Raw genomic sequence first — 18,864 nt, forward strand, 5'->3', positions numbered from 1 at the left:
CCCTGGCTCGGGCCGTTCCGAGTCTAATCCCGGTTCGATCGGGACGTGCCGGAGGGACTCTCCCCCGCGGGTGCGAAACCGCTCACCAATGGTGAGGTCACCGGCACGAACGGCCTTTCCCCGTGAGGGGGATGGGGTAGGAAGAAGCCATGGTCGAGGAAGAGATCGTACTACTCAACGCGGACGACGAGGCCGTGGGCACGGCCCCGAAGGCCGCGAGCCACCATAGCGACACCCCCTACCACCTGGCTTTTTCATGCTATGTGGTGGACACGGACGGTCGCGTGCTGATCACTCGGCGCGCACTCGGCAAGCGGACGTTCCCGGGGGTGTGGACGGGGAGCTGCTGCGGGCACCCGGCCCCCGGCGAGAAGCTGCGGGACGCGGTACGGCGCAGGCTGCGGGACGAGCTGGGCATCGCGGGCGCGTCGCTGACGTCCGTCCTGCCGGGGTTCCGGTACCGGGCGGTCGCCGAGGACGGGACGGTCGAGCACGAGCGGTGCCCGGTGGTGCGGGCGACGGTCGCGCCGGGCGGGGCCGTCGCGCGCAACCCCGAGGAGGTCGAGGCGGCGGAGTGGTGGCCGTGGGAACGCTGCCTGGAACTGACGGGGCGTCCGGAGTCCTCGCCGTGGTACCGGCTGCAGATGGCCGAGCTGGCGCCGCTGGGCGCGCCGCTCGACTGGCCGGACGCGGGGGCGGCGCCGCTGCCGCCCGCCGTGGGCTGGTGACCCGCCGCCCGTACCGGCCGGTCTAACCGCGCGGTCACTGTTCCGTACGGGTGTTGACGGTGTTGATCACCGAGCAGACGCTTGTTTTTTCGGGCGACCGAAGGGACGGGCGATGTTCGGACGTACTCGAAGGAACGCCGCCGGCCGGGGCCGGACGACGTCGTTCGCCGCGGCCGCGCTGGCCGCCGTGCTGGCCCTCGCGGGCTGCGGCGGCGACGGCGGTTCGGACGACGGCTCGGAGGTCGAGGTCTTCTCGTGGTGGACGGGGCCCGGCGAGGCCGAGGGGCTCACCGCGCTGCAGGCCCTCTTCGAGAAGCAGAACCCGGGCACGACGTTCGTCAACGCGGCCATCGCCGGAGGGTCGGGCACGCAGGCCAAGGCGGTGCTGTCGAGCCGGCTCCAGAACCGCAAGCCGCCGGACTCGTTCCAGGGCCACGCGGGCGCCGAGCTGCTCGACTACATCAAGGCCGGGCAGATCGAGCCGCTCGACGACTTCTACGACGAGCACGGCCTGCGGGACGTCTACCCGAAGCAGCTCCTCGACCAGATCACCTACAAGGGCGGCATCTACTCGGTGCCGGTGAACGTTCACCGGTCCAACGTCCTCTGGTACAACCCGGGCGTTCTCGAGGACGCCGGGGTCGACGGGCCGCCGGAGACGATCGACGCGTTCATCGCGGCGCTGAAGGCGGTCGACGCCGAGACCGACAAGGTGCCGCTGTCGCTCGGCGCCCAGTGGACGGCCGACCACCTGCTGGAGAACGTCCTGCTCGGCTCGCTCGGCACCGAGGCGTACAACGCGCTGTGGCGGCCGGGCGCGAACTGGAACACCCCGCAGGTCGGCGCCGCCCTCGACGACTTCGCCGAGATCATGAAGTACACGACGGCGGAGGCCGCGTCGACCGACTGGCAGGGCGCCGCGAAGGCCGTCGTGGACGGGCGCGCCGCGTTCAACATCATGGGCGACTGGGCGTACGGCTACTTCGTGAACCCGGCGCCGAACGGGCTGGCGAAGAAGCAGGGCACGGACTTCGACTACGCGCCCGCGCCCGGCACCGACGGCACCTACATGTGGCTGTCGGACAGCTTCACCCTGCCCGAGAACGCGCCCCACCGCCGGGGCGCGCTCGCCTGGCTGAAGACGGTCTCCAGCAAGGAGGGCCAGGACGCGTTCAACCCGAAGAAGGGCTCGATCCCGGCGCGCACCGACGGCGACAAGTCGCTCTACAAGGGGTACCTGGAGTACGCCATCACCGAGTGGAACAAGCCGGGGATCAAGCTCGCGGGCTCGTTCTGGCACGGCGTGACGGCGAACAACAAGTGGCACACCGACATCGACACGGCCGTCGGCCTCTTCCTCCAGCACAGGGACCCGGCGAAGCTCCGGCAGGCGCTGGTGCGGGCGGCCGAGAACAGCGGCCAGTGAAGGTGCGCCGCGCCCGGCGGTGGCTGCCGGGCCTGCTGCTGGTCTCCCCGTCCATCGCGGCGATCGGCCTGTTCGTCTACGGCCTCATCTTCTGGAACACGCGGGTCGCGCTGAGCGGCAAGCACGACGAGGTGTCGCCCCTCGGGTTCGACGGCGGGAAGAACTTCGTCGAGCTGTGGGACCAGCCGAGCTGGCCGGGCGCGGTCCGCAACGCGCTGGTCTTCACGGCGGTGTTCGTGCTGGGCGCCCTGCTGCTCGGCGCGTTCCTCGCGTTCCTGATGGACAAGGGGATCCGCGGGGAGGCGTCCTTCCGCGTCGTCTACCTGTTCCCGATGGCGGTGTCGTTCATCGCCGCGGGGGTGGTGTGGCGGTGGCTGCTGAACCCGGCGCCCGCCGAGCGCGCCGTCGGCCTCAACCAGTTGTTCCACGACGCCGGGCTGGGGGCGCTGGCGAACACCTGGTGGCAGAACCCCGACTGGGGCATGGCCGCGATGGCGCTCCCGGCGATCTGGCAGATGTCCGGCTACGTCATGGCGCTGTACCTGGCCGGGTTCCGCGGCGTGCCGGAGGAGCTGCGCGAGGCGGCCCGCGTGGACGGCGCGTCCGAGTGGAAGGTGTACCGCTACGTCGTGTTCCCGCAGCTCCGCCCGGTGACGCTGTCCGCGCTGATCATCCTCGGGCACATCTCGCTGAAGGTGTTCGACCTGATCATGGCGATCGCGGGCAAGCAGATCATCACCTACGTCCCGGCCGTCGCGGCCTACGTGGAGATCTTCGACCGGCACGATCCGGCGAACGGCGCGACGATCGCCACGTACCTGCTGGTCGCGGTCGCCGTCCTCGTGGTCCCGTACCTGGTGTGGACGGTCCGGCAGGAGCGGGCCCGATGAGCCGCGCGCTCCGGTTCGGCCGCCCGGCCGTCCTGCTGCTGTTCGTCGTGCTGTTCCTGATGCCGGTCTACGTCCTGCTCGTGACCAGCTTCAAGCCGCTGCAGGAGGCCGGGCCCGCGACCGCGTGGAACCTGCCCGGCCGGTGGAGCGCGTCCGGCTGGACGGCCGCGTGGGACGAGCTGCGCCCCGGCATCGTCAACAGCTTCCAGATCGCGATCCCGGGGGCGGCGATCTCGGCCGTGCTCGGCTCGCTGAACGGCTACGTGCTGGCGAAGTGGCGCTTCCCGGGCGCCGACGCGGTGTTCACGCTGTTCCTGTTCGGGATGTTCATCCCCTACCAGGCCGTCATGATCCCGCTCGCGGGCCTGCTCACCGACATGCAGGTCGTCGGGACGATCCGGGGCCTGGTCCTCGTCCACGTCGTCTACGGCATCCCGATCTGCACGCTGATCTTCCGGAACTACTACGCGTCGATCCCGGGCGAGCTGATCGAGGCGGCGCGCGTGGACGGCGCGGGGATGCTGCGCACGTACGCGTCCGTCGTCCTGCCGCTGTCGGCGCCCGCGTTCGCCGTCACGCTGATCTGGCAGTTCACGTCGATCTGGAACGACTTCCTGTTCGCCGTCTTCCTCGGCGCCCCCGACTCGTGGCCCGTCACGGTGATGCTGAACAACACGGCGGGCTCCGGCGCGGTCGCCGTCCAGTACAACGTGCAGATGGCGTCGGCGCTGCTGGCGTCGCTGCCGACGATCCTCGTCTACCTGCTGCTCGGACGCTTCTTCATGCGCGGGCTCATGGCCGGCGCGCTGAAGGGGTGAGCGTGCGCCCGGGGACGGATCCCCCGGCTCACGTTTGTCACTCCCGTACAGTTGTCCCGTCAACCACTTTGCGTTCTCGCGCGTCACACAGATGATCGGCATGGATCGGGCATGAGCGAACCGCTCACCTCCTCCGTTGGCGCAACCGCCCCGATGCGCCTAGCCTCTCGGGCATCGCCGCTCGGCGTCCCCGCCGGAGACGAAGCCGGAGACGGAGACGGTCGAGCACTGGAGGTGACCGCGTGCAGGCGATAAGTGTTCAGCAGCCCTGGGCGTTCGCGATCGCGCGCGGCGGCAAGAGCGTCTCGAACCAGGGTGCGCCGACCGCCTACCGCGGGCCGCTGCTGATCCACGCGTCCATGCGGGTCGACCTGTCGGCGTGCGACTCGCCGCTCGTGCAGGCCGCCGGCTGGGACCCGCGGGACCCGCTCGCCGCGATCGGCGCGGCCATCGCCGTCGCCGACCTCGCCGCCGTCTGCTCCGCGACGGTGGACGGCGGGACGGACGGGTGCGCGTGCGGCCCGTGGGCGGAGCCCGGCATGCACCACTGGCACCTCGCGGACGTCCGGGCCCTCCCCCGCCCGATCGTCGCGCTCGGCCGCACCGACCTGTGGGAGCCGTCGGCGTCCCTCGTCGCGGAAGTGGAGACGATGCTCACGACGGCCGCCGCGAACCAGGCGGGCTAGCCGGCCGCGTCCGCGGCCTCGCGGAGGCGGGCGAACTCGCCCGCGATGCGGTCGAGGGACCAGCTCGCGTTGAGGCCGCTCGGGTTCGGCAGCACCCACACGCGGGCGGAGCCGAACGCGTCGTCCTGCGGGCCGATCCGGGTGCGGGGACGTCCGAACGCGGTGCGGTACGCGGTGACGCCGGCGACCGCGAGGTAGGCGGGACGGTACCGGTCGACGAGGGCCCGCAGGCGGCGGCCGCCGTCGCGGAGTTCGTCCGCGGTCAGCTCGTCGGCGCGCGCCGTGGTGCGCTGCGCCAGGTTCGTGATGCCGAGGCCGAAGGCGGGCAGCAGGTGCTGCTCGGACGGGTCCAGGACGCGGTCGGTGAACCCGGAGCGGTGCAGCGCGGGCCAGAAGCGGTTGCCGGGGCGGGCGAAGTGGTGCCCGGTCGCCCCCGAGTACAGGCCGGGGTTGATGCCGCTGAACAGGACGCGGAGCGTGCCGCCGGGGGCGGGCAGGACGTCGGGGACGACGCGGTCGCGGGCGGCCTCCAGATCGGCCTTCGTCGGGCGCATCACATCAGGTTACGGACGATCAGCGTGACCGCGGACGCGCCGACGACGATCAGCAGCGCGGTGCGGAGGCGTCCGGCGTCCAGGTAGCGGCGGAGCGGGCCCGCGGCGACGAACCCGGCCAGGACGAACGGGACGAGCGCGAGCCCGGCGGCGACCTGCTCGCCGGAGAGCCGGCCGAACGCCGCGAGGGACGCCAGCGAGATCAGGCACCCGACGACGAAGAACAGGGCGAGGGTGGCGCGGACGCGCGGGCCGCTCTCCCGCTGGTACAGCAGCGCGATCGGCGGGCCGCCGATGCCGGACGCGGTGCCGGTGGTGCCCGCGATCATCCCGGCGGCGGCCAGCGTGCGGCGGTTGCGCGGCACCTCCCGCGTCCAGGCGGTGGCGGCGAGCGCGGCCAGCACGAAGAACCCGATGACGACGCCGAGGGCGCGGGCGGGCACGGCGGCGACCAGCCAGACCCCGAGGGGCGTCCCGGCGACGCGCCCGCCGAACGCCCAGCCGAGGCCGCTCAGCTCGACGTGCCGGGCCTCGTGGGCGAGCGTCGCCAGCGGCAGGACGGTCGCGACCACGAGGATCGTGCCCGGCATCAGCGAGGGGAACGCCATCGTCACGATCGGGGTGGCGACCAGGCCGACGCCGAGGCCGACGCTGCCCTGCACGATCGCGCCGAGCAGCGCCGCCACTCCGCCGATGACCAGGAAATCGGGATTCACGCCCTGGAACGATACAAGTCAGGCGGACGCCTCGGTGAGACGGCTCAGCTGGTCGCCGGTGAGCGCGGTGCCCGGGACGTCCAGCAGCGGCGGAAGCTGCTCCATCGTGCGGGCGCTGGCGATGGGCGCGACGACGGTCGGCTGGGCGGCCAGCCAGGCGAGCGCCACGGTCGCGTGGGGCTTGCCCGACTCCTGGGCGACCTCGTCGAGGGCTTGCAGCACTTTACGTCCGCGCTCGGTTTCCAGATGCCTCGCCGCCTTACCGGCGCGCGCGCTGTCGACCTCGGTGTCCGGACGGTACTTGCCCGTGAGGAAGCCCGAGGCGAGGCCGTAGTACGGCATGCAGGCCAGCCCGTGCCGTTCGGCGATGTCGCGCCGAGGCCCCTCGTAGGTGTCGCGGGACACGAGGTTGTAGTGCGGCTGGATGCCCACGTACTTGGCCGTCCCCTCCCGCTCGCTGAACGCCAGGGACGCCTCCAGCCGCTCGAGCCCGATGTTCGACACCGCGATCTGCCGGACCTTCCCGGCCCTCACCAGCTCGTCCAGCGCCGTCATGATCTCCTCGACGGGCACGGACTCGTCGTCGAAGTGCGTGTAGTAGAGGTCGATGCGGTCGGTGCGCAGCCGCCGCAGCGAGTCCTCCGCCGCCGCCCGGATGTTCGCGGCGGATAGCCCCTCCCGTCGCGGATGCCTGCCGACCTTGGTCGCGATGACGACGTCGTCGCGGGTGCCGCGCGCCGCCGTCCACTCCCCGATGATCTCCTCCGACTCGCCGCCGACGTTGCCGGGCGCGGAGGCCATGTAGGAGTCGGCGGTGTCGATGAAGTTGCCGCCGGACGCCGCGTAGGCGTCCAGGATCTGGAACGAGGTGTCGCGGTCGGCCGTCCAGCCGAACACGTTGCCGCCGAGGCACAGCCCGGAGACGTCCAGGTCCCCGATCTTCTTCGTGGTGTCAGCCATACCTGGGATGTAACCAGCCCGGCGGGGACGATGCCCGCACGGACCGCCGCTTGACACAATGTCGGAATGCTCAGCGCATGTCTGGCCTTCGCCGCTGTCGCCGCATTGGTCACGATCACTCCCGGTCTGGACACGATGCTGGTGCTGCGCACCACCGTGGCGGGCGGCCGCCGCACGGGACTGCTCGCCGCGGCGGGCATCGCGTCCGGGCTGCTGTGCTGGGGGGCGGCGAGCGCGGCGGGGCTGACCGCGCTGCTGGCGGCGTCCCGGTTCGCGTTCGACGTGCTGCGCATCGCGGGCGCCTGCTACCTGGTGTGGCTGGGCGGGCAGGCGCTCTGGCGGGCCCGCCGGAAGGCCGGCGCGGGCGGCGACGCCCCGGAACCGGACCTGTCCGGCGCCGCCGCGTACCGCACCGGGCTCGTCACGAACCTGCTCAACCCGAAGATCGGCGTGTTCTACATGAGCCTGCTGCCGCAGTTCCTCCCGGCGGGCGCCCCGGTGTTCGGGACGAGCATGCTGTTCGCCGTCATCCACATCGCCGAGGGCCTCGCGTGGTGCGCCCTGCTCGTCTGCGCGGCGGGCGCCGCGCGCCGCACGCTCGCGCGCCCGTCCGTGAAGCGCCGCCTCCAGCAGGTCACCGGGATCGCGTTCATCGGCTTCGGCCTGCGCCTCGCCGCCGAGCACTGACCCGGGCCACCGGCTCCGGGCACGGGCTCCGGGCGGTCAGCGGGCCTCGGGGCCCGGCCGGACGAGGCCGGTCTCGTAGGCGTGGACGACCGCCTGGGTGCGGTCGCGCAGGTCGAGCTTGGCGAGGATGTTGCTGACGTGCGTCTTCACGGTCTGCTCGGCCAGCACCAGCCGCGCGGCGATCTCCGCGTTCGACAGGCCGTGCGCGACGAGCGTCAGCACCTCGGTCTCCCGCCCGGTGAGCCGTCCCAGCCGCTCGCGGCGGGGCGCGCGGGGGCCGCCGAGCCGGGTGAACTCGGCGATCAGCCGCCGGGTGACCGACGGCGCCAGCAGCGCCTCCCCGGCCGCCACGACCCGCACCGCCTCCGCCAGCGCCCCGGCGGACGCCTTCTTCAGCAGGAACCCGGCGGCGCCCGCGCGCAGCGCCCCGTACACGTACTCGTCCAGGTCGAACGTCGTGAGGACGATGACCCTCGTCGTCGCGGAGATCCGCCGGGTCGCCTCCAGCCCGTCCATGCCGGGCATGCGGACGTCCATCAGGACGACGTCGGGCGCCAGTTCGGCGACCTTCGCGACGGCCTCGTGCCCGTCGGCGGCCTCCCCGGCCACCTCGATGCCGGGCTGCGCGCCGAGCAGCACGCAGAACCCCTCGCGGACCATGTCCTGGTCGTCGGCGAGCAGCACCCTGACGGTCACCGGGGCCCCTCCTTTCCCGCCGGGAGCACGGCGGTCACCGTGAAGCCGCCGTCCGGGCGCGGGCGCGCGGCGAGCTCCCCGCCCAGCATCGCGGCCCGTTCCCGCATCCCCAGTATCCCGTGGCCGGTGCGGCCCGCCGGCGGCTCCGGCGCCCGCGCGGGCGGGCCGTTGCCGATCGTCAGCTCGACGCGGTCGGGATGGTGGGCGACGGCGACCCGGGCGGCGGCGCCCGGGGCGTGGCGCAGGACGTTGCTCAGCGCCTCCTGCACGATCCGGTACGCCGACACCTCCAGCGCGGGCGTGGTCGCGGGCCGCCGCCCCGACACCCGCAGGTCGACGGCCAGGCCGGTCGCGCGGAGGCCGTCGACGAGCCCCTCCAGGCCGTCCAGGGTGGGCTGCGGCGCCGCGTCGGCCTCCGGGCCCGACGCCGGGCCGTCCCCCTCCCGGAGCAGGCCGAGGACGCGGTGCAGTTCGTCGATCGCCTCCAGCGCGTTCTCGCGGATGACGGTGAAGCTGCGCGCGAGCTCGTCCGGCACGTCCGGCACCCGGTACGGGGCGGCCTCGGCCTGGACGGCGACGACGGACATGTGGTGCGCGACCACGTCGTGCAGTTCCCGCGCGATCCGGGCGCGCTCCTCCAGCAGCGCACGCCGCTGGCGCTCCCGCGCGAGCCCGCGCAGCGCGTCGCCCCTCCCCCGCAGCGCCGACGCCGCGAGCAGCACCGTGCCGGACACGAGCAGCACCTCGACCAGGCCCGGGAACGCGTCGCGGGCGGGCGAGGCCACCGCCGGGCCGGCGGGCCCCGGGAACGCGTCGCGGCCGGACCGCGCGACCGCCAGGCCGGTCGCGGCGACCGCGGTGAGCACCCACATCTGCGCCGCCACCCGGGCCGGCACGCGCAGCGCGACCAGGGCGAGCACCGCCAGATGCATCGACAGGCTCGGCCCCGCCCACAGCGGCCCGCCGTCCGGACGGGGGGACGCGACGGCGAGCGCGGTCACGGTCGCCAGCGACAGCGACAGCCACCAGCCGGCCATCGGCCGGAACACGCAGACCACCAGCGCGGACGCGTGGACGAGGCTCAGCGTCGCCGCCCACCCGTTCGGCGCCGCGTAGTCGGTGAGCAGGATGTGCCAGGACGATCCGGCGAGCACGGCCGCGCCCCCGACGACCAGCGCGTGCGGCAGCCAGGCCGCGAACCGGGGCCGGGACCGGACGTCCAGCGGCAGCAGCGCGGGACCGGCCGCCGGGGAGAGGTCCCGCCACACGTTCCGCACGACCGACCCGACCGTCATCGCGTCTCCCGTCCGCCCGGCCGGTGCGTCACGCGTCCCGGCGCCTCACGACGACGGTAGCCGCCGCCGGCGGCGGGGCGCCCGCCGCCGGCGGCGGCCGGTCGACGGCCGTCCGGTCCCCCGAACCGCTCGACCGGCTCGCGCACCTCGATCACGCGCGTCCCCCCTCCGCGGCCTCGTGGTCGCCGCAGAAGGAATCCTGCGTCGGGGCCGGGCCGGCCGCCTCCCTCCACGGAACCGGCCTCGCGTCTAGCTCCCGGGTACTACGCCCGGGAACACGGAACGGGCCGCCTCCCGGAGGAGACGGCCCGTTCGCGCGGAATCCGCGGATCGCGTTACTTGCGGATCAGGCTCCGCAGGACGTACTGCAGGATGCCGCCGTTGCGGTAGTAGTCCGCCTCACCGGGGGTGTCGATGCGGACGACGGCCTTGAACTCCCTGCCGTCCGCCTTCACCGTGACCTCCTCGGGGACGCCGCCCTCGTTGAGCGCGGTGACGCCGGTGATGTCGAACGTCTCGGTGCCGGTGAGCCCGAGCGACTCGGCCGACTCGCCCTCCTTGAACTGCAGCGGCAGGACGCCGAGGCCGATCAGGTTCGAGCGGTGGATCCGCTCGTAGGACTGGGCGATGACGGCGCGGACGCCGAGCAGCGCGGTGCCCTTCGCGGCCCAGTCGCGGGACGAGCCGGAGCCGTACTCCTTGCCCGCGATGACGACGAGCGGGGTGCCCTGCGCGGCGTAGCTCTGCGCGGCGTCGTAGATGAAGGACTGCGGCGCGCCCTCCTGGGTGAAGTCGCGGGTGTAGCCGCCCTCGACGCCGTCCAGGAGCTGGTTGCGCAGCCGGATGTTGGCGAACGTGCCGCGGATCATCACCTCGTGGTTGCCGCGGCGCGAGCCGTAGGAGTTGAAGTCCTTCGGCTGGACGCCGTTCTCCTGCAGGTACTGCGCGGCGGGCGTCCCGACCTTGATCGCCCCGGCCGGGGAGATGTGGTCGGTGGTGACCGAGTCGCCCAGCTTCGCCAGGACGCGCGCGCCCCGGATGTCCGAGACGGGCTCGGGCTCGGCGCTCATCCCGTCGAAGTACGGGGCCTTGCGGACGTACGTGGACGCCGGGTCCCACTCGAACAGGTCGCCGGTCGGGATCTCGAGGCCGCGCCACCGGTCGTCGCCCTTGAAGACGTCGGCGTAGCTGCTGGTGAACATCTCCTGGCCGATGGACGACTCGACGATCGCGGCGACCTCCTCGGGCGCGGGCCAGATGTCGCGCAGGTAGACCGGGCCGTCGGTGCCGTCGGCGATCGGGTCGTTGAGGATGTCGATGTCCATCGTCCCGGCGAGGGCGTAGGCGATGACCAGCGGCGGGGACGCGAGGTAGTTCATCTTCACGTCCGGGCTGATGCGGCCCTCGAAGTTCCGGTTGCCGGACAGGACGGCGGTGACCGCGAGGTCGTTGTCGTTGACCGCCTTGGAGATCTCCGGCTGCAGCGGGCCGGTGTTGCCGATGCAGGTCGTGCAGCCGTACCCGACCAGGTTGTACCCGATCTTGTCGAGGTAGGGGGTGAGGCCCGCGCGCTCGAAGTAGTCGGTGACGACCTGGGAGCCGGGGGCCAGCGAGGTCTTCACCCACGGCTTGCGGGTGAGGCCCTTCTCGACCGCGTTCTTGGCCAGCAGCGCCGCGCCGACCATGACGTAGGGGTTCGAGGTGTTGGTGCAGGAGGTGATCGCCGCGACGGCGACGTGCCCGTGGTCGAGCTCGAAGGTGGTGCCGTCCTCGAGGGTGACCTGGACGGGGTTGTGCGGGCGCCCGGAGCCGTTGGTGGCGTGCTCGCGGGGCTTGTCGCCGTTGCCGCCGTGGCTGATCGCCGGGGAGTCGGACGCGGGGAACGACTCGTTGGACGCCTCGTCGGCCGGGCCCTGGATGCTGCTGACGTAGTTCTGCACGTCGCGGCGCCAGGTCTCCTTGGCCTCCGACACGGCGATGCGGTCCTGCGGGCGCTTCGGGCCGGCCAGCGACGGGACGACCGTCGACAGGTCCAGCTCGAGGTACTCGGAGAACTCCGGCTCGACCGACGGGTCGAGCCACAGGCCCTGCTCCTTGGCGTACGCCTCGACGAGCGCGATCTGCTCCTCGCTGCGGCCGGTGAGGCGCAGGTACTTCGTCGTCTCCTGGTCGATCGGGAAGATCGCGCAGGTGGAGCCGAACTCGGGGCTCATGTTGCCGATGGTGGCGCGGTTGGCCAGCGGCAGCGCGGCGACGCCCTCGCCGTAGAACTCGACGAACTTGCCGACGACGCCGTGCTCGCGGAGCATCTCGGTGATGGTGAGCACGAGGTCGGTCGCGGTCGTCCCGGCCGGGAGCTCGCCGGTCAGCTTGAAGCCGACGACGCGCGGGATGAGCATCGAGATCGGCTGGCCGAGCATCGCGGCCTCGGCCTCGATGCCGCCGACGCCCCAGCCGAGGACGCCGATGCCGTTCTCCATCGTGGTGTGGGAGTCGGTGCCGACGCACGTGTCGGGGTAGGCGACGCCGTTGCGGTCGAACACGACGCGGGCCAGGTGCTCGATGTTCACCTGGTGGACGATGCCGGTGCCGGGCGGCACGACCTTGAACTCGTCGAACGCCGTCTGGCCCCAGCGCAGGAACTGGTAGCGCTCCTTGTTGCGCTCGTACTCGACCTTCACGTTGCGCTCGAACGCGTCCGGCGAGCCGAAGTAGTCGACGATGACGGAGTGGTCGATGACCATCTCGGCCGGCGCCAGCGGGTTGATCTTGGAGGCGTCGCCGCCGAGGTCGCGGACGGCCTCGCGCATCGTCGCCAGGTCCACCACGCAGGGCACGCCGGTGAAGTCCTGCATGATCACCCGCGCGGGGGTGAACTGGATCTCCTTGCTCGGCTGCGCCTTGGCGTCCCATCCCGCGAGCGCGCGGATGTGGTCGGCGGTGACGTTCGCGCCGTCCTCGGTGCGCAGCAGGTTCTCCAGCAGAACCTTGAGGCTGTACGGGAGACGGGCCGAGCCCTCGACGGCGTCCAGCCGGTAGATGTCGTAGGACTTTTCGCCCACCTGCAGCTTGCTAAGGCTGCCGAAGCTGTTCGCGGACACGGACTCCTCCTCCGTCGTCACCGCGCGTCCGGTCCGGGACATGAGCGCGCGGCGCTGTCTTCATCATTTCGTCGAAGTCCCGCCCCCGTGACCGGCCTGGCCCGGGCGGGACGGAAAGCGCATCTCCCCTGATCCTGCCTTAGCCCGGCCCCCGGCCGGGAACCGGGGCGGCCCAACTTCGACAAGATTTCTCTCGACGTCAAGCTATCTCCAATTTATCTCGATGTCGAGCTACTTGCACCCCGGCCGCCAGGGCCGCCGGCCGCGGCCCGGCCGCGAACGTGCCCGGGGCCGCCCGGGACGAACCCCGCCCATCATGATCGTTTTTGCTCATCGCGGGTTGAGGCGCAGGTCGACCGCCGTCCACCCGGCGGCGCGACCATGACGTCGGTCGCCCCCGCCTCCCCCTGGAGCCCGCGCATGAACCCAGCCGCCCTGCCCCCGCCCACCCGCCGGACGTTCCTCGCGATGACCGGCGTCGGCGCCGCCGCGTTCGCGCTCGGCACCGGCGAGGCCGCCGCCGCCGACGAGACCGTGGGCGGGCGGGTCCCGTCCGACCCGTTCGCGCTCGGCGTCGCGTCCGGCGACCCGCTGCCCGACGGCGTCGTCCTGTGGACCCGGCTCGCGCCCGACCCGCTCGCCCCGGACGGGCACGGCGGCATGCCGGCGCGCCCGTACAGCGTCCGGTACGAGGTGGCCGAGGACGAGTCGTTCCGCCGCGTCGTCCGGCGCGGGCAGGCCGTCGCGACGCCCGAACTGGCGCACTCCGTCCACCCGGAGGTCCGCGGCCTGCGCCCCGGCCGCGAGTACTTCTACCGGTTCCGCGCGGGCTCGGAGCTGAGCCCGGTGGGCCGCACCCGCACCGCGCCCGACCACCGGACGACGCCGCCGGAGCTGCGGTTCGCCACCGCGTCGTGCGCCGCCTGGTACCACGGGCACTTCACCGCCTACGAGCACATGGCCCGCGAAGACCTCGACCTCGTCCTGTTCCTGGGCGACTACATCTACGAGTACGGGATCACCGAAGGCAACATGCGGCGCCAGGGCGTCCCGCTGCCGGGGGCGGAGCACGCCGTCGAGACCGAGACGCTCGAGCAGTACCGGCTCCGCTACGCGCTCTTCAAGAGCGACCCGAACCTGCAGGCCGCGCACGCGAACGCGCCCTGGCTGATCACCACCGACGACCACGAGGTGCAGAACAACTACGCCGACGACTGGTCGGAGAAGGGCGTCCCGCCCGCCGACTTCCTGCGCCGCCGCGCGGTCGCCTACCGGGCCCTCTACGAGAACCAGCCGCTGCGCTCCGTGATGCGCCCCGAGGGCCCCGACCTGCCCCTCTACCGCCGCTACCGGTGGGGACGCCTCGCGCAGATCGACATGCTCGACAACCGGCAGTTCCGCGACCGCTACCCGGCGGGGCAGGTCATCGACGACTCCGCCGAGCGGCACGACCCGCGCCGCTCCCTCCTCGGCGCCCGCCAGGAGAAGTGGCTGTACGACGGCCTCCGCCGCTCCGGCGCGACCTGGAACCTGCTCGGCACCGGCGTCGTCATGGCCGAGATCGACCGCGACCCCGGCTCCGGCGAGCTGTACAGCAACGACATGTGGGACGGCTTCCCCGCCAACCGCGACCGGCTGTGGAAGGCGTTCGAGCGGTACCGGATCGCGAACCCGGTGGCGCTGTCGGGCGACATCCACCGCCACGTCGCCGCCGAGCTGAAGGCCGACTGGAAGGACCCGGACTCGCGCACCGTCGGCACCGAGCTCGTCACCGGCTCGATCGCGTCCGACGCCGACGGCGCCGAGACCGACTCCGTCGGCGAACTGTGGCTGGCGAACCCGCACGTCGAGCTGTACAACGCCCGCCGCGGCTACCTGAGCTGCACCCTCACCCCGGGCCGGCTCACCGCCCGGTTCAAGACGGTCGAGTACGTCACCCGCCCCGGCGCCCCGATCCGCACGACCGCCCGCTTCGTCACCGAGGCCGGCCGTCCCGGACTGAACCGAGAGGTCTGAACCGATGACCGCGAACCGACGGCCCCGCCCGGTGCACGCCCTGCGCGCCGAGCCCGGGATCGGCCGCATCCGCCTGTCGTGGAAGGGCGAACCGTACGAGCCGCTCGTCGACCACTACGCGATCTACGGCTCGCGCTCGTCCCGGTTCGAACTCGGGCCCGACACCCTCGTCGGCAAGACCGTCTACGGGTCGTTCGTGCACGACCGGATGGGCGGCGCGCGGCAGGACTGGCACTACCGGGTCGTCACGGTGGACGCCGCGGGCCGCCGCAGCCGCCCCTCCGCGGCGCTGCGGGCGCACAGCACCGAGTCGGTGACCGTGTCCGGCACGGCGGTCGCCACCGTCGGCGAGTTCGACCACAGGTCCCTCGAACTGGCGCTCGCGCCCAACGGTTACGCCCGGTACCGCGACCGGTTCGGCGAGGGCCCCGACTACACGTTCGGCACGAGCACCCCGGCGAACGACTGGGCCTACATCCAGCCGGGGCCCTCGGACGCGTGGGCGGGCCGCAGACCGAGCCGCGCGACGTTCCGGTTCCCGCTGGAGGCAGTGCCGTCCGGCGAGACGTGGCTCGCGATCTGGCTCATCGACACCCACGCGTCCATCCCGGGGACGATCGAGCTCGCGCTCAACGGCACGCCCGTCCGCGAGGTGCAGCTCGAGAACGGCGGCACGCGCGGCTCCCTCGAAGGCGACGCGACACGACCCGGAACCCCGCTCAAGCCGTCGTACGTCGAGCTCCCCCTGCCGTCCGCCGCGCTGCGCACGGGCGAGAACGCCCTCACGATCGACAAGCGGACCGGCTCCTGGCACGCCTACGACGCCCTCGGCGTCTTCACCCGCTGACCGCACGTGCGTGAACATAATTCTCAACCACGGAGAGGGTAGGTACCATTCGATCGGACCACCGGCCCGAGCCGCCGCCTTCCGCGCGGACGGCGTCCGGTGGGAGCCGCTCGATGGGAGAACACGCATGTCCGCGAAGTCGATCCTGCACGTCATGTCCCGGCCCGCGAGCCCGGAGGTGGCCGACGAGTACAACCGCTGGTACGAGGACGTCCACATCCCGGAGGTCCTGGCGCTCGACGGCTTCGTCTCCGCGCGCCGCTACGCCCCCACCAAGGACGGCGACCCCTACGTCGCGGTGTACGAGATCGAGGGCGACGCCAAGGCGGCCGTGAAGCGGCTGAACCGGGCCATGGGCGACGGGTCCATGAACCTGTCGGACAAGATCCAGCTCGACCCCCCGCCGCAGATGCACGTCCTCGCGCTCGTCAAGGAACTCGACGCCTGAACCGTCCCCGGCCGCCGGGCCCCGACCCGGCGGCCGGGCGCCGGCCCGCCTCGGCGCGCCCCGCTGACGACCCGACGCACGGAAATCGTCGGTGGCGGGTGGTAGCACTTCACCATCGGGCACCAAGAGGGGTGACCGGCGACACACGTGACAGGGGAGTCCCATGCGCACCTTGATCAGCACCGCGTTCGTCTCGCTCGACGGGGTCGTGGAGGCCCCCGGCGGCGAGCCCGGCTACCGCAACTCCGGCTGGACGATGAAGGACGTCGACTTCGTCGAGGAGGCCTACGAGCTCAAGGCCCGCGAGCAGGAGGAGGCGGCGGCGATGATGCTGGGGCGGGTCAGCTACGAGGCGTTCTCCGCCGTCTGGCCGTCGATGACCGCGGAGTTCCCCCGCTACAACGCCATGCCGAAGTACGTCGTCTCCACGACCCTCGCCGAGGACTCCCTCGTCGACAACTGGGGCGACATCACGATCCTGCGGTCCCTCGACGACGTGGCGGAGCTGAAGAAGACCGACGGCGGCCCGATCATCGTGCACGGGAGCGCCCGGCTCAACCGGAGCCTCGCCGACGCCGGGCTGATCGACCGCTACCACCTGCTGGTGTTCCCGCTGCTGCTCGGCGCCGGGAAGCGCCTGTTCAGCGACACCGACAAGGACACCCAGAAGCTCCGGCTCGTCGAGCACGAGGTGTACTCCAACGGCATCCAGAAGAACGTTTTCGACGTCGTGTGACCCACGCGGACAGCGCGGCCGGCGCCGTTCGGCGGCCGCCGGGATCTTCGTCGGGGCGGGCGCAGACGCGCTCTGTGTGCAGGTCACCCGGAGCACCGACCCGAACGACGCCGCGCCGCCCGCCGCACCGTCCCGTCGTCCCCGAGATCGCCCGGCCGGGCCGGCGCCCGCGCGTTCCCGTTCGGCTCGCCCGCCGCGCCCGGAAGACCGCCCAGGCGAGTTCCGGCGGCCCGGTGCACGCCGTCCGGACGTCCTCCAGGCCGGGTTCCGGAGCATAGTCAGGGATCGTCCTCGATCATCGTGATCCAGGCGAGGAGCAGTTCGAGCGACGTCGCCGCGACGAACACCTGTCCGGACGCGCGCCATTCCCCGTCCCGCACCGAGAAACCCCACGCCGGGAACGCCCGATGCAGGACGGGGATGATGTCACTCACCCGTCCTCCTCGGGCAGCAGCGCCCACACGACCTTGCCGCCGCCCGCGACCGGCTGCGCGCCCCAGTCCTTGACGAGCGCCCCGAGCATCGCGAGGCCCCGCCCGTCCTCGCTCAGGACGCCGACGTCCCGCACCTGCGGCATCGCATCGCACCCGTCGAGCACCTCCACGACGGTCCCCCGGTCCGCGAGCAGCACCCGAACCGTCGCGGTCTCGCTGGCCGTGTGCCGCACGACGTTCGTGACCAGCTCCGACACGACGACCTTCGCGATGTACGGGTCCCGCCCCCACTCCCCGAGCGTGACCCCCACCCAGTCGCGAGCGGTTTTCACGGCTCCCACGTCCGCCGGAACGACGATCGACGCCGGAATCCCCACGGTGACCACCTCCGTTTTTCGTGACTCACCGCACAGACTCCACTCCGAGGCGTAGCGTGAACAGGGAAGCCCGGGGACGCAGACGAGCCGCTTCACAGTGGTTCACAGTTACTGACGCCATTGGAGGCACTCATGGCCGCACGGAAGCCCTCCCCCGCTCTCAAGGCATTCGGCGCAGAAGTGGCACGTCAGCGGGAGGAGGCATCCATAATCCGAAGCGAGCTCGCCAAACGTATGGCGGTCAGCCGGTCCTACATCTCTCAGGTCGAGAGCGGCAACACACGCTGCCGACGTGACTTCGCGGAGCGTCTGGACAAGGCCCTGGGCACCGGCAACACGCTCACGACGCTATGGGACAAACTTCTCCCCTCGACCACCTACCCGAAGTTCTTCGCCGACTATCCACAGGCCGAGGCATCCGCCGAGCTGCTGAGGATGTACGGGGAGACCTTCGTCATCGGCTTGTTCCAGACCGTCGATTACGCCCGGGTGCTGCTCCCCAACGAGCACGATCTCGAGGCTCGGCTCAAGAGACAGGAAATCCTCAGCCTCAAGCCGGCGCCCCGCATCGTGGCAGTCCTCAGTGAGACGGTCCTCGCCCGCGAGGTTGGGAATCGCGACGTGATGCGGGCCCAATGCGAGCACCTACTGGAGGTGTCCGCACTGGACCACGTCACGCTTCAGGTAGCTCCCATCGCCCATTACAGAGGTGTCTCCGGGTCTTTCAGCATCGCCACACAGCCCACGGGCGAGGAGCTCGTCCACCTGGAAACCTCCACCGGGGGCATCACATCCGACGATTCAGGCGATATCTTGCACGTCGTCGGTGCGTTCGCAGAGATGCAAGCGCGCGCCTTGAGTGTGAGCGAATCTCGCGATTTCCTACGGAAGGCGGTGGACCGGTGGGCGATGTGACCTGGCGCAAGGCCACGCGAAGCAACGAACACGGCGGCGAATGCGTAGAACTGGCCACACTGTCGGACGGTGTGGGGGTACGCGACTCCAAGGACCCGGACGGTCCCAGGCTCGTCCTCGACCGCGCCGCCTTCCGGTCGCTCGTGACCGACCTCAAGCGACGCTGACCCCCGGCGAGCCCCCGGCCGCGTTCGGCCGGGGCTCTGGTCCGTCCAGCGCGCTCCGCCTGCGCTCAACGCACCGTCGGCGACTCGCGAGGACGGACCTGCGTGGAGTTGGCCGCCGTGCCGGACGGCGTTGCCCTGCGGGAATCCAAGGATCCGGACGGGGCGAGGTTGTTCCTCGATCGGGGTGCGTTCGGGGCGTTCGCGGACGGTCTGAAGCGGCGCCGAGCCTCCCGCCGGCCGGTACCGAACGGCGTCCTCGCCGGGGGCCGCGACCTCGGGCTTCTCGGGTTCCCTCGATTTCCGCGGTGGCGATGAGTTCTCGGTGGTCGCCCAGTCCCTATGAGCGGAAGGACGGAACGACCTGGGG

The 18,864-nt window shown here is 72.0% G+C and carries 21 protein-coding genes; 13 read left to right on the forward strand and 8 right to left on the reverse strand.

From position 1 onward, the window contains the following. Nucleotides 1-149: 149 nt before the first annotated feature. From idi to ACFQ11_RS06120, 5 genes are all read left to right on the forward strand, one after another. Nucleotides 150-728, forward strand: a complete 579-nt coding sequence (gene idi / locus ACFQ11_RS06100; RefSeq protein WP_378296866.1) for an isopentenyl-diphosphate Delta-isomerase — start codon at nt 150-152, stop codon at nt 726-728. 112 nt (nt 729-840) lie between these two features. Continuing rightward, complete coding sequence (locus tag ACFQ11_RS06105) at nt 841-2,154, forward strand: ABC transporter substrate-binding protein (RefSeq protein WP_378296867.1); 1,314 nt, start codon at nt 841-843, stop codon at nt 2,152-2,154. Between the two features lie 2 nt (nt 2,155-2,156). After that, the gene (locus ACFQ11_RS06110; protein ID WP_378296980.1) at nt 2,157-3,044 is read left to right on the forward strand and encodes a carbohydrate ABC transporter permease; all 888 of its coding nucleotides are present in this window, start codon (nt 2,157-2,159) and stop codon (nt 3,042-3,044) included. Then, nucleotides 3,041-3,862, forward strand: a complete 822-nt coding sequence (locus ACFQ11_RS06115; protein WP_378296868.1) for a carbohydrate ABC transporter permease — start codon at nt 3,041-3,043, stop codon at nt 3,860-3,862. The genes ACFQ11_RS06110 and ACFQ11_RS06115 overlap by 4 nt, the downstream gene beginning before the upstream one ends. Before the next feature lie 242 nt (nt 3,863-4,104). Next, on the forward strand, nt 4,105-4,548 hold the full coding sequence (locus tag ACFQ11_RS06120; RefSeq protein ID WP_378296870.1) for an ASCH domain-containing protein: 444 nt from the start codon (nt 4,105-4,107) through the stop codon (nt 4,546-4,548). On the opposite strand, the gene mug is transcribed toward ACFQ11_RS06120, so the two are convergent. The 3 genes from mug to ACFQ11_RS06135 are packed head-to-tail and all read right to left on the reverse strand — an operon-like array spanning nt 4,545 to nt 6,778. Further along, a complete protein-coding gene (gene mug, locus ACFQ11_RS06125; protein WP_378296871.1) occupies nt 4,545-5,102 on the reverse strand; it encodes a G/U mismatch-specific DNA glycosylase in 558 nt (185 codons plus the stop codon). The genes ACFQ11_RS06120 and mug overlap by 4 nt on opposite strands. Beyond that, entirely contained in the window at nt 5,102-5,818 is a 717-nt protein-coding gene (locus ACFQ11_RS06130) for a TSUP family transporter (RefSeq protein WP_378296872.1), read from the reverse strand. The genes mug and ACFQ11_RS06130 overlap by 1 nt, the downstream gene beginning before the upstream one ends. An 18-nt stretch (nt 5,819-5,836) precedes the next feature. Continuing rightward, the gene (locus ACFQ11_RS06135; protein ID WP_378296874.1) at nt 5,837-6,778 is read right to left on the reverse strand and encodes an aldo/keto reductase; all 942 of its coding nucleotides are present in this window, start codon (nt 6,776-6,778) and stop codon (nt 5,837-5,839) included. A gap of 66 nt (nt 6,779-6,844) precedes the next feature. On the opposite strand from ACFQ11_RS06135, the gene ACFQ11_RS06140 reads away from it, so the two are divergent. Beyond that, complete coding sequence (locus ACFQ11_RS06140; protein ID WP_378296875.1) at nt 6,845-7,465, forward strand: LysE family translocator; 621 nt, start codon at nt 6,845-6,847, stop codon at nt 7,463-7,465. 36 nt (nt 7,466-7,501) lie between these two features. On the opposite strand, the gene ACFQ11_RS06145 is transcribed toward ACFQ11_RS06140, so the two are convergent. From ACFQ11_RS06145 to acnA, 3 genes are all read right to left on the reverse strand, one after another. Further along, nucleotides 7,502-8,161, reverse strand: a complete 660-nt coding sequence (locus tag ACFQ11_RS06145) for a response regulator (protein ID WP_378296876.1) — start codon at nt 8,159-8,161, stop codon at nt 7,502-7,504. Continuing rightward, a complete protein-coding gene (locus ACFQ11_RS06150; protein ID WP_378296877.1) occupies nt 8,158-9,456 on the reverse strand; it encodes a sensor histidine kinase in 1,299 nt (432 codons plus the stop codon). Before ACFQ11_RS06150 ends, ACFQ11_RS06145 begins: the two co-directional genes overlap by 4 nt. A 335-nt stretch (nt 9,457-9,791) precedes the next feature. Then, nucleotides 9,792-12,557: an aconitate hydratase AcnA gene (gene acnA / locus ACFQ11_RS06155; protein WP_378296878.1), complete on the reverse strand. Its 2,766-nt coding sequence runs from the start codon at nt 12,555-12,557 to the stop codon at nt 9,792-9,794. 420 nt (nt 12,558-12,977) lie between these two features. Here acnA and ACFQ11_RS06160 point away from each other — a divergent pair, with 420 nt between their 5' ends. The 4 genes from ACFQ11_RS06160 to ACFQ11_RS06175 all read left to right on the forward strand — a co-directional run bounded on the left by ACFQ11_RS06160 (nt 12,978) and on the right by ACFQ11_RS06175 (nt 16,604). Further along, nucleotides 12,978-14,573 (forward strand): alkaline phosphatase D family protein, encoded by a 1,596-nt coding sequence (locus ACFQ11_RS06160; RefSeq protein ID WP_378296879.1) that lies wholly within the window; start codon nt 12,978-12,980, stop codon nt 14,571-14,573. A gap of 4 nt (nt 14,574-14,577) precedes the next feature. Further along, on the forward strand, nt 14,578-15,420 hold the full coding sequence (locus ACFQ11_RS06165) for a polysaccharide lyase family protein (RefSeq protein WP_378296880.1): 843 nt from the start codon (nt 14,578-14,580) through the stop codon (nt 15,418-15,420). A gap of 127 nt (nt 15,421-15,547) precedes the next feature. Further along, nucleotides 15,548-15,868, forward strand: coding sequence for a hypothetical protein (locus ACFQ11_RS06170; RefSeq protein ID WP_378296881.1), 321 nt, complete (start codon nt 15,548-15,550; stop codon nt 15,866-15,868). 163 nt (nt 15,869-16,031) lie between these two features. Beyond that, on the forward strand, nt 16,032-16,604 hold the full coding sequence (locus ACFQ11_RS06175) for a dihydrofolate reductase family protein (protein WP_378296883.1): 573 nt from the start codon (nt 16,032-16,034) through the stop codon (nt 16,602-16,604). 278 nt (nt 16,605-16,882) lie between these two features. On the opposite strand, the gene ACFQ11_RS06180 is transcribed toward ACFQ11_RS06175, so the two are convergent. Then, nucleotides 16,883-17,038: a hypothetical protein gene (locus tag ACFQ11_RS06180; protein WP_378296884.1), complete on the reverse strand. Its 156-nt coding sequence runs from the start codon at nt 17,036-17,038 to the stop codon at nt 16,883-16,885. After that, a complete protein-coding gene (locus tag ACFQ11_RS06185; RefSeq protein WP_378296885.1) occupies nt 17,035-17,511 on the reverse strand; it encodes an ATP-binding protein in 477 nt (158 codons plus the stop codon). Before ACFQ11_RS06185 ends, ACFQ11_RS06180 begins: the two co-directional genes overlap by 4 nt. Nucleotides 17,512-17,547: 36 nt before the next feature. On the opposite strand from ACFQ11_RS06185, the gene ACFQ11_RS06190 reads away from it, so the two are divergent. The 3 genes from ACFQ11_RS06190 to ACFQ11_RS06200 are packed head-to-tail and all read left to right on the forward strand — an operon-like array spanning nt 17,548 to nt 18,812. Continuing rightward, on the forward strand, nt 17,548-18,330 hold the full coding sequence (locus ACFQ11_RS06190; RefSeq protein ID WP_378296886.1) for a helix-turn-helix domain-containing protein: 783 nt from the start codon (nt 17,548-17,550) through the stop codon (nt 18,328-18,330). Further along, entirely contained in the window at nt 18,318-18,497 is a 180-nt protein-coding gene (locus ACFQ11_RS06195) for a DUF397 domain-containing protein (protein ID WP_378296887.1), read from the forward strand. Before ACFQ11_RS06190 ends, ACFQ11_RS06195 begins: the two co-directional genes overlap by 13 nt. A 36-nt stretch (nt 18,498-18,533) precedes the next feature. Then, entirely contained in the window at nt 18,534-18,812 is a 279-nt protein-coding gene (locus tag ACFQ11_RS06200) for a DUF397 domain-containing protein (protein ID WP_378296981.1), read from the forward strand. Nucleotides 18,813-18,864: the final 52 nt, after the last annotated feature.

Origin of the sequence: Actinomadura sediminis, assembly GCF_042675525.1 — a bacterium.
Classification (GTDB): Bacteria; Actinomycetota; Actinomycetes; order Streptosporangiales; family Streptosporangiaceae; genus Spirillospora; species Spirillospora sediminis.